General features: G+C 72.1%; 11 protein-coding genes. 9 read left to right on the forward strand and 2 right to left on the reverse strand.

Features of this window, described 5'->3' with window-relative positions:
- Positions 1-20: 20 nt before the first annotated feature.
- The 3 genes from APR03_RS07065 to APR03_RS07075 all read left to right on the forward strand — a co-directional run bounded on the left by APR03_RS07065 (position 21) and on the right by APR03_RS07075 (position 2,515).
- Entirely contained in the window at positions 21-686 is a 666-nt protein-coding gene (locus APR03_RS07065) for a DNA-3-methyladenine glycosylase (RefSeq protein WP_253834011.1), read from the forward strand.
- 75 nt (positions 687-761) lie between these two features.
- A complete protein-coding gene (locus APR03_RS07070; RefSeq protein WP_253834013.1) occupies positions 762-1,124 on the forward strand; it encodes a PadR family transcriptional regulator in 363 nt (120 codons plus the stop codon).
- Entirely contained in the window at positions 1,124-2,515 is a 1,392-nt protein-coding gene (locus tag APR03_RS07075) for a permease prefix domain 1-containing protein (protein WP_253834015.1), read from the forward strand. Before APR03_RS07070 ends, APR03_RS07075 begins: the two co-directional genes overlap by 1 nt.
- A 75-nt stretch (positions 2,516-2,590) precedes the next feature.
- Here the strand turns inward: APR03_RS07075 and APR03_RS07080 are convergent, their stop codons facing one another.
- Both APR03_RS07080 and APR03_RS07085 read right to left on the reverse strand, forming a co-directional pair.
- Complete coding sequence (locus APR03_RS07080) at positions 2,591-3,571, reverse strand: ATP-grasp domain-containing protein (RefSeq protein ID WP_253834017.1); 981 nt, start codon at positions 3,569-3,571, stop codon at positions 2,591-2,593.
- A gap of 21 nt (positions 3,572-3,592) precedes the next feature.
- Positions 3,593-4,879: an MFS transporter gene (locus APR03_RS07085; protein ID WP_253834019.1), complete on the reverse strand. Its 1,287-nt coding sequence runs from the start codon at positions 4,877-4,879 to the stop codon at positions 3,593-3,595.
- A 152-nt stretch (positions 4,880-5,031) separates the two neighbouring features.
- Between APR03_RS07085 and APR03_RS07090 the strand changes: the two genes are divergently transcribed.
- The 6 genes from APR03_RS07090 (at position 5,032) to glmS (ending at position 11,564) form a co-directional block, all read left to right on the forward strand.
- Positions 5,032-6,705 (forward strand): PP2C family protein-serine/threonine phosphatase, encoded by a 1,674-nt coding sequence (locus APR03_RS07090; protein ID WP_253834021.1) that lies wholly within the window; start codon positions 5,032-5,034, stop codon positions 6,703-6,705.
- A gap of 9 nt (positions 6,706-6,714) precedes the next feature.
- The gene (locus APR03_RS07095; RefSeq protein ID WP_253834022.1) at positions 6,715-7,416 is read left to right on the forward strand and encodes a helix-turn-helix transcriptional regulator; all 702 of its coding nucleotides are present in this window, start codon (positions 6,715-6,717) and stop codon (positions 7,414-7,416) included.
- A gap of 115 nt (positions 7,417-7,531) precedes the next feature.
- Complete coding sequence (locus tag APR03_RS07100) at positions 7,532-7,954, forward strand: VOC family protein (RefSeq protein ID WP_253834023.1); 423 nt, start codon at positions 7,532-7,534, stop codon at positions 7,952-7,954.
- 100 nt (positions 7,955-8,054) lie between these two features.
- Positions 8,055-9,314 (forward strand): tyrosine--tRNA ligase, encoded by a 1,260-nt coding sequence (gene tyrS, locus APR03_RS07105; RefSeq protein WP_253834024.1) that lies wholly within the window; start codon positions 8,055-8,057, stop codon positions 9,312-9,314.
- Positions 9,315-9,447: 133 nt separating this feature from the next.
- Positions 9,448-9,711, forward strand: coding sequence for a hypothetical protein (locus tag APR03_RS07110; protein WP_253834025.1), 264 nt, complete (start codon positions 9,448-9,450; stop codon positions 9,709-9,711).
- A gap of 29 nt (positions 9,712-9,740) precedes the next feature.
- Positions 9,741-11,564, forward strand: a complete 1,824-nt coding sequence (gene glmS / locus APR03_RS07115; protein ID WP_253834026.1) for a glutamine--fructose-6-phosphate transaminase (isomerizing) — start codon at positions 9,741-9,743, stop codon at positions 11,562-11,564.
- Positions 11,565-12,093 lie beyond the last annotated feature (529 nt).

Below are 12,093 nucleotides of genomic sequence, written 5' to 3' on the forward strand. Positions count from 1 at the left end.
GACCCCCGAGAATGGGGGGCGTGACAGAGGAGAGCACGTCAGGTCCGCAGGGGGGTGGGCGCGCGTTCTACCGGCGGCCCGTGATCGAGGTCGCGCGCGACCTGCTCGGCGCCACGCTGGTCCGGCGGACGTCCGACGGCGTCGTCACGCTCCGGATCACCGAGGTCGAGGCGTACGACGGCGCGAACGACCCAGGGTCGCACGCCTTCCGCGGGCCGACCCGCCGCAACGAGACCATGTTCGGCGAGCCCGGTCGCCTGTACGTGTACCGGCACCTTGGACTGCACCACTGCGCCAACGTCGTGTGCGGCCCGGCTGGGACGGGCGCGGCGGTGCTGCTGCGGGCCGGCGAGGTGACCGGCGGCGTCGCGCTCGCCCGCGACCGGCGCCTGGCCTCCGGGGTGGCGCGCACCGACCGGGACCTGGCCCGGGGCCCCGCCCGGCTCACCGTCGCGCTCGGCCTCGACCTGGCCGACGACGGCGCCGACGTCACCGACCCGGACGGAGCGGTGGCCGTGATGCCTGCCGCGACCCCGGCAACCGTGCTGGCCGGGCCCCGGGTGGGCGTGAGCGGCAACGGCGGCCGCGCGGACCTGTTCCCGTGGCGGTTCTGGCTCGACGACGAGCCGACGGTCTCGGTGTACCGCCCGGCGCCCCCGCCTCGTCGTCTGCCGCCGGTGACCTGACGCGGCTGCCTAGGTCTCCTATGCCTAGTGCTGCTAGGGTAGGCATCCCTAGCAGCACTAGGCATAGGAGTGCAGGTGCACATCGACAAGGACCTGGTCGCGGCGTCCGCCACACCGCTCGTCCTCGGCATCCTCGCCGACGGCGAGTCGTACGGGTACGCGATCCTCAAGCGGGTCAACGACCTCTCCGGCGGCCGCATGGAGTGGACCGACGGCATGCTCTACCCCCTGCTCCACCGGCTCGAGCGGCTCGGCTACGTGCAGGCCACGTGGGGCACCTCCGACGTCGGGCGGCGGCGCAAGCACTACGCGATCACGCCTGCCGGCCGCGAGACCCTCGCGGAGCGGCGCAGGCAGTGGGCCGTCGTGTCCGACGCGCTCAAGCAGGTCTGGCAGGACGTCCAGCCCGGTCCCGTCGTCGCCGAGGGGTGGGCCTGATGAGCGAGCAGACACCCCGGGCACCGCAGGGCGCCGAGCACGCGGTGCTCGAGGAGCAGATCGACCAGTGGCGCGGCTACGTGCAGCGGCGCCGTGCCATCACGCCCGCCGACGTCGACGAGATGGAGGACCACCTGCGCGGCCAGGTGGCCGACCTCACCGCGAGCGGCCTCGAGGACGACGAGGCGTTCCTCGTCGCGGTCAAGCGCATGGGCAACCTCGACGAGGTCTCGCGCGAGTTCGCCCGCGAGCACTCCGGCCGGCTCTGGAAGCAGCTGGTGCTGGTGCCCGAGGAGGCCGGCGAGAACGGTCGCTGGCGCGAGCTCGGCGTCGTCCTGGCACTCGCCGTCGCCTCCGGCATCTGGGTCAAGATCCTGCTCGACGCCGCCGGCACCGACGAGCTGGTGCTGGTCCGCAACGCCGTCTTCGCCGTCCTGCCGTTCCTGGCCGGCTACTTCGCGTGGAAGCGCCGCGTCCCCTGGGGTGTGAGCGCCGTCCTGCTCGCGGCGACCGCCGCGCTCGCGCTCGTCGTGAACCTCTACCCGTTCGTCGAGGGGCCCCACGGCGACCCCGGGATGACCGGGTTCCTCGCGATCAGCCACACGCCCGTCGTGCTCTGGCTGCTGCTCGGCGTCGTGTACGCGGGCGGCGCCTGGCGGTCCGGCCCGCGCCGCATGGACTTCGTGCGCTTCACCGGCGAGCTCATCATCTACCTCGCCCTCATCGCCCTCGGCGGCGGCCTGCTCATCGGGCTCACGTTCGGCACGCTCAGCCTGGTCGGGGTCGACTTCGAGCCGTTCCTCGGCGAGTGGCTCCTCCCGTTCGCCATGCCCGGCGCCCTCCTGGTGGGCGCATGGCTCGTCGAGGCCAAGAAGAACGTGGTCGAGAACATCGCGCCCGTGCTCACCCGGGTCTTCACGCCGCTGACGATCGTCATGCTCGTCGCGCTCTTCGTCGCGCTGCTGGTCAACGGCCCGCTCACCGCAGTGGACCGCGAGCTGCTCATCCTCATGGACGCGATCCTGGTGCTGGTGCTGTTCCTGCTGCTGTACTCGATCTCGGCCCGCGACCCGCTCGCCCCCGCGGGCATCTTCGACTGGCTGCAGCTCGTGCTGGTGGGCGCGGCGCTCGCGGTGGACGCCGTCGCGCTGACGGCGATGCTCACCCGCATCGCGGAGTTCGGGTTCACGGCCAACAAGGTCGCCGCGCTCGGGCTCAACCTCGTGCTGCTGGTGCACCTGGTCTGGGCGGCCTGGCTCAACCTCGGGTTCGCCCGCGGCCGGCGCCCGTTCGCCGACGTCGAGCGCTGGCAGACCCAGTACCTCCCGGTCTACGGGCTCTGGGCCGCGATCGTCGTCGTCGCGTTCGGCCCGATCTTCGCCTTCGCCTGACCCACCCGCCCGCCCGCTCGCTGAGTGCTGGATCTTCGCCCTTTGTCGTGTGCCAGAAGGGCGAAGATCCCGCACTCAGCGGGTCGGGTAGGTGTCGCGCAGGACGCGGGACAGGTGGCGGGCGATCTCGCGCGGGCCCGAGATCGTCGTGGAGCGTTCCACCTCGCTGTTGTAGTTCGTGTTGGTGTTCACGTCGTACGTGAGCACGCGGCCGTCGGCCGTGCGGATGTTCTCGATGCCGGCCACCTCGATGCCGTACCTCTCGGTGAACGCGAGGTACTGCGCCACCACCGGGTCGTCGTAGCCCGCGCGCTCGGAGAACAGGTTCCAGTCGTCGTCCGGCGCCATCGAGATCGTCGCGCCGACCGGTGGCACCGGGCGGCCCGTCTCGGGGTCGATCGCGCACGCGTCGGCGGGGCAGAGCTGGAACCCGCCGCGCTCGGTGTCACCGCGCACGGCGTACACCATCCGGCCGCCGACGAGCTCCACGCGGGTGATGCCGCCGTCGGCCGCCACGACGTACTCCTGGATCAGCGTGATGCCGTCCACCGGCTCCTCGTACTCGTCCGAGGCCACGTGCTCGGCCAGGTCCTCGTACGACTCGAACCGCCGCACACCCAGGCCCTTGCCGCCCTGGTTGTGCTTGGTGACGAACGGCGTGGGAAAGCCCTGCGCGGCCTTGAGCACCTGCTCGCGCCCGACGGCGGCCACCGTGCGCGGGGTGTCGATGCCCGCGGCCCGCAGCGCCGTGAGCTGGTCCACCTTGCTCATCTCCAGCTCCAGCACGCGCCGCCCGTTGACGGTGCGCCGCCCGTGCGCCTCCAGCCAGGACAGCACGGCACGCGCGTAGTCCTTGGTCAGGCCGTGCTCACGGGTGTGGCTGCTGGCCGAGACGCGCGACCAGAAGACACCCTCCGGCGGCGTCTCGTCGAGGTCGAGCACGCCGTCGGTCAGCAGCCACTCCTCGTACTCCACGCCCTCTGCCGCGAAGGCCTCGGCGAACGGAGGGAACCACTCGGGGTTCTCGTGCAGGGCATAGATCTTCGGGGCGCTCACGGCTCCGATCCTGTCACGTGGTCAGCGCAGGCCGGCTGTGTCCTGCGGCACAACGGGCTCCGGCGCTGCGCCCTCCGGCGCTGCGTCCACCTGCGCCAGCGACCGCCGCGCCCCCGGGAACGCGAGGATCGCGGCCAGCACGACGACCAGCAGCACGCCGGCGAGCACCAGCAGGGCCTCGACGGAGAACCGGTCGGCCAGCGGCCCGAACACGACCATCGACAGCGGCATCGCGACGGTCATGACGATGCCCACGAACCCGAAGACCCGGCCCTGCATCTCGGGTTCGACGCGTTCCTGGACGATCGTCATCGCAGGCGTGTTGAGCGCGGCGAACATGACGCCGATGACGAGGCCGATCGAGAAGAACACCCACATGTTGGTGGACACGCCCAGGCCCGCGACCAGCACGCCCGTGGCCAGCACGGAGCCGACCATGAGCCGCACGCGCCGGGTGATCCGCGGCCCGACCGAGGCCATGAGGATGCCGCCGAGCAGCATGCCGCCGCCCCAGAACAGCTCGTTGGCGGTCAGCTTCCACACCTCGTCGCCGAACGTGCGGGTGACCATGAGCGGCGTCAGGTAGCTCGGCGCGCCCACGAGGAACATCACGAGCGCGAAGAGGATGATGAGCCAGCGCACCGGCGCGTTCGTGCCGATGTAGCGGACGCCCGCGGCGAGGTCGCCGAAGTAGCTGACGGGCTCGCCCGCGTCGGACCGCACCAGGCGCGGCACGGCGACCAGCGCGAGCATGCCGACGCCGATCAGCGCGGTGGCCACGTCCACGAAGAAGACGGTCACGATGTCGAACGACGCGTAGATGACGGCGGCCAGGGCCGGCGCGAGCAGCATCATGCCCGACTGGATGGACTGGAACATGCCGTTGACGCGCATGAGCTGGTCGGCCGGGGCGATCTGGGGGATCATCGCGCTCACGGCGGGCGTCTGGATGCCCGCGAAGACGGAGCGCACGGCCAGGGCCGCGTAGATGACCCACAGGGAGTCGACGCCGCTGAGCATGAGCAGCGCGAGACCGAGCGTGGCCACGGCGATGACGGTGTCGGAGCCCATGATGAGGAACTTGCGGTGGTGCCGGTCCGCCCAGACGCCACCGAAGATCGACACGAACGCCTGCGGCAGCATGCCGAACACGATGCTGAGCATCAGCACGGAGCCGGAGCGGGTCTCGATGGTCAGGTGCCACATCACGGCGTACATGACCACCATCGAGCCGAACAGGGAGATGGTCTGGCCCGCCAGGAACAGCCCGACGTTGCGCTTCCAGCCGGGCATGTCGACGTCGTTCATGGTTCCAGCCTGCCTGACGCGGCCGCGGGACGCTGACCTTTTTCGGTATCCATGCCACGTCCGACGACGGCGGGCGCGCGAACTCATCGGGCCCGCACCCGCGCCGCGCTGCACGTTCCGGTCGGGCGCCGGGTCCTCGTTAGCATGAACATGTGGGCGCGGCATGGTTCGAGGAGGCGACGGCGCTCAGCGCCGTGGGCCGGGAGGCGCGCGCCGTGGCGTGGGAGCGGACGCCGCTCGGCCCGCCGGAGACCTGGCCCGAGGCGCTGCGCCACGCCGTCCGGATGTGCTTCTCGACCAAGTTCCCCGTCATGCTGGTCTGGGGCCCGGACCTGACCCTGATCTACAACGACGGCCACCGGGACATGCTCGGCACCGAGAAGCGCGCGGGCGCGCTGGGTGCGCCGGCGCGGACCGTGTGGTCGGAGATCTGGGACGACGTCGGCCCGCTGTTCGACCACGTGCTCAGGACGGGGGAGTCGACCCTGAGCCGCGACATGTACCTGCTCATGAACCGGTCCGGGTTCGACGAGGAGACCTACTTCACGTTCTCCTACAGCCCGCTCCTGGACGACGACGGCCGGGTCGCCGGCGTGCTGGACATCGCGACCGAGACCACGCACGAGGTGGTGACCCAGCGGCGGCTGGCCGTGCTCGGCGAGGTGCACGCGACGCTGCCCACGACGTTCACGAGCCTGCGCGCCTTCGCGCTGCCGGTCGTGGGCCTGCTGGCGCAGAGCGCGGACATCGCCCGCACGGCGTTCTACGACGTCCGCGGCCCCAAGATCCTCCTGGAGACCGGGGAGCCCCGGGACCCGCGGGAGCTCGCCCTCGTCCTGCGCGCGCTGCGTTCGGGGCGGCGCCTGGTCGTGCCGGGCATGGTGGTCAAGCCCGTCCGCTCCGGAACCGGGCGGGGGATCCTCGCCGTGCTCGTGCTGTGCGGCACCGAGGTGCGGCCGTGGGACGCGGACTACGCCCGCTTCCTGGCCGTGCTCTCGACGTCGGTGGCCTCTGCGCTGCGCGACGCCGTCCGCCGTCGCGCCAACGACGAGGAGCTGCGGCTGCGGGCCGCGCGCTCGGAGGAGGAGCGCAACCGGGCCACCGAGGTGTCCCTCGCGCTGCAGCAGGCCGTGCTGAGCGAGCCGCCGCAGATCGACGACCTCGACGTGGTCGTGCACTACCAGCCGGCCGCGGTCGAGCGGGACATCGGCGGCGACTGGTACGACGCGTTCGAGACGCGCGACGGCGCCACGACGGTGGTCATCGGCGACGTGATCGGGCACGACCTGGGCGCCGCCGTCGCGATGGGCCAGCTGCGTGCCCTGGTGCGTGCCATCGGGTACGACAGCCAGGCGACGCCCGCGCGCGTGCTGGAGCGCGTGGACGCGGCCATCGAGGGGCTGGGCCTGGGCAGCGCGGCGACCGCGACCGCCCTCGTGGCGCACGTCGACCGGCCGGACGGGCGCAGCGCGACCCGCACCGTGCGCTGGTCGAGCGCCGGGCACCCGCCGCCCCTCCTGGTCCGGGCCGACGGCACGTGCGAGATCCTCCAGATCCGCAACGACCTCCTGCTCGGCATGGACCCGGAGGCGACCCGCCGCGACCACACCGCAGAGCTCGGCCCGGGGGACACCCTCGTGCTCTACACCGACGGGCTGATCGAGACCCGGGAGACCCGGCTGCGGGACCGCCTGCGGCAGCTCGCCGCGGTGCTCGCGCAGGCCCACGACGCGGACCTGGGCTCCCTCGTCGAGGTGACCCTGGCAGGAATGCTCGACGGCACGGCCGACGACGACGTCGCGATCGTGATGGTGCGCCCGGCATAGGCTCACGGGGTGAACCGGACCGACCGCCTCTACGCGATCGTGGAGGAGCTGCGGGCCGTCGCCCCGCGCCCGCGCAGCGCGTCGTGGCTCGCGGACCGCTTCGAGGTCAGCCGCCGCACCATCGAGCGGGACATCGGCGCGCTGCAGCAGACCGGCGTGCCCGTCTGGGCCGAGCCGGGGCGGACCGGCGGCTACTGCCTCGACCGCGCCCGCACGCTGCCGCCCGTCAACTTCAGCCCCGACGAGGCGGTCGCCGTCGCCGTCGCCCTGGGCGGGCTGGCCGGGACGCCCTTCGCGGGCGGGGGAGCCACGGCGCTGCGCAAGATCCTCGCGGCCATGCGGGACGACGACGAGACCGCCGCCCACGAGCTCGCCGCCCGCGTGCACCTGCTCGGCGCGCCCCCGCAGGCCGCACCCGTGCCGGCGGCGCTCGCGGACGCGATCTCCGCCCGCCGCGTGCTGCGCCTGCGCTACACCGACCGCGCGGGCACCGCGACCACGCGCGACGTCGAGCCGCTCGGCTTCGTCGGGTCCTCCACCGCCTGGTACCTCCTGGCCTGGTGCCGGCTGCGCGACGGCATCCGTGCCTTCCGCCTCGACCGCGTCGACCGGGTCACCGCGACCAGCGAGCGTGCCCCGCGGCGCACCGTCCGACCCGAGGACGTCCAGGTACCCGAGGGCGACCTGCGCACCCTGACGCTCCTGGACTGAGCAGCCCGGTCCACGCACCGACGCACCGGAAACACCGACACAGGGGTGTCGCGGAGGCGGCGAAGACTGGCCGAGGCCGCGGAGGGGCCGCGGCTCGAACCAGGAGGTATCACCCATGCACCCCACGACGACGCACCGCACGACCCTCGCCTCCGTGCGTCTCATCACCGACGACGTCGACCGGCTGACGGCGTTCTACGAGCACGTCACGGGCGTCACCGCGGACCGGCCGTCGCCCGAGTTCGCCGAGCTGCGCACCGCCCGGGGCACGCTCGCCGTCGGCAGCACCCGCACCGTCCCCCTCTTCGCCGCCGGCTCCGCCGAGCCGGCGGCCAACCGCACCGCCATCGTGGAGTTCCTCGTCGACGACGTCGACGCCGCGGCCACCCGGCTCGGCGACACCGTCGAGACCGTGAGCGGGCCCGCGACCATGCCGTGGGGCAACCGGTCGCTGCTCGTGCGCGACCCGGACGGCACCCTCGTGAACCTGTTCACGCCCGTCACCCCCGAGGCCCGGGAGCGCGCCGGCACCGAGTGACACGCTGACGTCGGGCAGACTATGACGTGCGGGCCGCCACGCCCGCCGAGCAACGCCCGACCGACGACGACCGGTCTTCCCAGCAGAAGGAGCATCCACGGTGACCCACATTCTCGACGAGCTGCAATGGCGAGGCCTGGTGGCACAGTCCACCGACGAGGCCGCGCTGCGTACGGCGCTGTCGGAGGGCACCGTGGACTATTACGTGGGCTTCGACCCGACGGCCCCGTCGCTCCACATCGGCAACCTGGTGCAAATCCTCACCGCCCGCCGCCTGCAGGACGCCGGGCACCGGCCCTACCTGCTCGTCGGCGGCGCCACCGGACTCATCGGCGACCCGCGCGACTCGGGCGAGCGCACCCTCAACTCGCCCGAGATCGTCGCCGGGTGGGTCGAGCGCATCCGCGCCCAGATCGAGCCGCACCTGTCCTTCGAGGGCGACAACGCCGCGCGGATGGTGAACAACCTCGACTGGACAGGGCCCCTGTCCACCATCGAGTTCCTGCGCGACATCGGCAAGCACTTCCGCCTCGGCACCATGCTGTCCAAGGACATCGTGGCCCGCCGGCTCGCGTCCGACGAGGGCATCAGCTTCACCGAGTTCAGCTACCAGGTGCTCCAGGGCATGGACTACCGCGAGCTGTACCGGCGGCACGGCATCACGCTGCAGCTCGGCGGCAACGACCAGTGGGGCAACCTGCTGGCCGGCGTCGAGCTGATCCGCAAGGCCGAGGGCGTCGGCGCGCACGCGCTCACCACGCCGCTGATCACCAAGGCGGACGGCACCAAGTTCGGCAAGTCCGAGGGCGGGTCCATCTGGCTCGACCCCGACATGACCAGCCCCTACGCCTTCTACCAGTTCTGGCTCAACCAGGCCGACGCCGACGTCGTGAACTATCTCAAGGTGTTCACGTTCCGCGGCCAGGAGGAGATCGCGGAGCTCGAGCGCGAGGTGGCCGAACGACCCTTCGCGCGCGAGGCCCAGAAGGCGCTCGCGGGCGACGTCACGACCCTGGTGCACGGCGCCGCGGCGACCGACGCGGTCATCGCGGCGAGCCAGGCCCTGTTCGGCCGCGGCTCGCTCGTCGACCTCGACGCCCGGACGCTCGACGGCGCGGTGGCGGAGCTGCCGCGCGTCACGGCGAAGGCGGGCGACCTCGTCGCCGACCTGCTGGTGGGGTCGGGCCTCGTGGCGTCCAAGGGCGCCGCACGGCGCGCGATCGCCGAGGGCGGGGCGTACGTCAACAACGTGAAGGTCACGTCCGACGACGCCGCGCTCGCGCCCGAGGACCTGCTGCACGGCCGGCACGCGGTGCTGCGCCGCGGCAAGAAGACGCTGGCGGTCGCCACCTCGGAGTGACCTCCCCCGGACGCGACGGCGGTCGCCCGCTCACCAGCGGGCGGCCGCCGGTTTCGTCTCTCCGGACGTCGTCCTTGCCCGATTTCGGGCAAGAAATTGCTGCGGGCTCGCCAGGTGGGCCACGATCGTCGCCATGAGGACCTCATCCGACCTCGTCGCCCACGTGACGGCGACCACGGGGCTCACGCCCGCCGAGGCGGCACGCGTGATCGGGGACGTCGTGGCGTACTACGCCACCCCGGTGGAGGAGGTCGTCCGACGGCGGCACGCGGAGCTGAAGGTGCACGGGGCACGGAACCCGGAGATCTTCGAGCGCATCGCCGCCGAGCTCGAGCACCGGGTGGTGGCCGCTCCGCGCCTCAGCGAGCGGCAGCTGCGCCGGATGATCTACGGCTGACCCAGGCCCCCACGGAGAAGGAGCGCACCATGTGCGGAATCGTCGGTTACGTCGGCGGGCAGAACGCGGCCCCGCTGCTGGTCGAGGCCCTCGGCCGCCTCGAGCACCGGGGGTACGACTCGGCAGGGGTGGCCGTCGTCGGCTCCCAGGTGCGGGTGGCCAAGCGCGCCGGCCGGGTGCGCGACCTCGCCGAGGTGCTGCCCCGCCGGATGCCGGGCCGCGTGGGCATCGGCCACACGCGCTGGGCCACGCACGGCCCCGCCACCGACGTCAACGCGCACCCGCACACCGACGCGAGCGGCGCCGTCGCGGTCGTGCACAACGGCATCGTGGACAACGCCGCCGCGCTCCGCGCCCGCCTCGTGGAGCAGGGCGTGACGCTCGCGAGCGACACCGACTCGGAGGTCTTCGCCCACCTCGTCGCGCTGTCCGACGCCGACACGCTCGAGGGCCGGGTGATCGAGGCCCTGGACGTCGTCGAGGGCACCTACGGACTGGCCGTGGTGCACGCCGACTTCCCCGACCGCGTGGTGGTGGCCCGCAACGGCAGCCCGCTGCTGGTGGGCGTGGGCGACAAGGAGATGTTCGTCGCGTCCGACCTGGCCGCGCTCGTGCGTCACACCACCACCGTGGCCCACCTGGAGGACGGCGAGCTGGCCACCGTCACGGCCTCCGGCTTCACGACGTTCCGCCGGGACCTGACGCGCACGCAGACCACGGCGCGCGAGGTCGACGTCGACCCGAGCGCCTACGAGCACGGCCCCGTCGACGGCCGGCCGCGCATGTACACCGAGATGCTGGAGCAGCCCGCGAGCGTCGAGCGCGCGCTGCGCGGCCGCCTCGACGAACGGTTCGCCACCGCGCACCTGGGCGGCCTCGACATGGACGCGCGCGAGCTGCGCGCCGTGCGCCGGGTCAAGATCCTCGGGTGCGGCTCGGCGTACTACGTGGGCCAGATGGGCGCGTCGCTGGTCGAGGAGCTCGCGCGGATCCCCGCCGACGCCGAGGCCGCGAGCGAGTTCCGGTACCGCGACCCGGTCATCGAGCCCGACACGCTGTACGTGGCCGTGAGCCAGTCGGGCGAGACCATCGACACGCTGCTCGCCGTGCAGGAGATCCGGCGCAAGGGCGGGCGGGTCATCGGGCTCGTCAACGTGGTGGGCTCCGCGATCGCCCGCGCCTGCGACGGCGGCATCTACCTGCATGCGGGGCCGGAGATCGCCGTCGCCTCCACCAAGGCGCTCACCACGATGTTCGTGGGTTTCGCGCTGCTCGCCCTCCAGCTCGGTCGCGTGCGGGACCTCTCGGTCGCCGACGGGCGCAGGCTCGTGGCCGGGCTGCAGAGCCTGCCGGCGCAGATCGAGCAGGTGCTCGGCGACGAGGAGCGGATCGCCCGGGCCGCCGCGTCGCTCGCGACCGCGGAGAGCCTGTTCTTCGTCGGGCGGGTGCGGGGCTACCCGGTGGCGCGCGAGGGCGCGCAGAAGTTCAAGGAGATCAGCTACCGGCACGCCGAGGCGTACCAGATGTCGGAGCTCAAGCACGGCCCGCTGGCGCTGGTCTCGCCGGAGGTGCCCACCGTGGCCCTGGTGCCCGACGACGAGCTGACCGACCGCAACGTCGCCGCCCTCCACGAGATCGATGCGCGCGGAGGGCCGCTGGTGGTCGTGACGCACGCCGGCGTGGACCTGGGGGAGCTGCGCGCGGAGCGCATCGACGTGCCCAGGAACGAGCGCGAGCTCGACCCGCTGCTGCTCACCGTTCCGCTGCAGCTCCTGGCGTACCACGCGGCCCTGACGCTGGGGCACGACGTCGACAAGCCGCGGAACCTCGCCAAGTCGGTCACCGTGGAGTGACCGGTGCGCCGCCGATTTGGCGTCCGGGCCGGGGGCTGTGTACTGTTCCATCCGTTCGCCCGACAGGGAGGCACGGACAGGAAGCGCGAGCAGCGCGACTGGCCGGTCCCGGGGTGGAAACCAACCCAGTTCTCGTAGTAGCCTAGTGCGCCCCGGAACTGGGTGGGGGCTTGTCAGATCGCCTCCCCGACCATGGATCCTCACCAGGATGCTTGCGCCGGAGAACGTGATAGGGTAAGTTGCAGAGGTTGCCTCCGAACGGATCGCACGGCTCGCGCCGGGATCCGCCGAGAGGCCCCCTACCTCGCAGATCGTCGGAACCTCGTTTCGACCACGCGAAAATGGGTACCAGAATTCATTCGGTCATTCGAATAGTTCTCACCGGCTCTGAGCCGGCGGGGATTTGGAAAAGTCCGAAAGGTCCTGGTAGGTTTGAGGAACTGCCCCGGGCAGGGAAACGGTCGGAAAGATTGTGTTCCTGACGGTGTGCGTCGGTTGTTTGAGAACTCAACAGTGTGCTTGATAGTCA

The organism is Promicromonospora thailandica (genome assembly GCF_024171955.1).
Taxonomy (GTDB): domain Bacteria; phylum Actinomycetota; class Actinomycetes; order Actinomycetales; family Cellulomonadaceae; genus Promicromonospora; species Promicromonospora thailandica.

Coding starts and splice junctions, on each gene's coding strand:
- APR03_RS07075 (WP_253834015.1), top strand. CDS start 1,124: ATGAGCGAGCAGACACCCCGGGCACCGCAGGGCGCCGAGCACGCGGTG.
- APR03_RS07085 (WP_253834019.1), bottom strand. CDS start 4,879: ATGAACGACGTCGACATGCCCGGCTGGAAGCGCAACGTCGGGCTGTTC.
- APR03_RS07100 (WP_253834023.1), top strand. CDS start 7,532: ATGCACCCCACGACGACGCACCGCACGACCCTCGCCTCCGTGCGTCTC.
- APR03_RS07110 (WP_253834025.1), top strand. CDS start 9,448: ATGAGGACCTCATCCGACCTCGTCGCCCACGTGACGGCGACCACGGGG.
- glmS (WP_253834026.1), top strand. CDS start 9,741: ATGTGCGGAATCGTCGGTTACGTCGGCGGGCAGAACGCGGCCCCGCTG.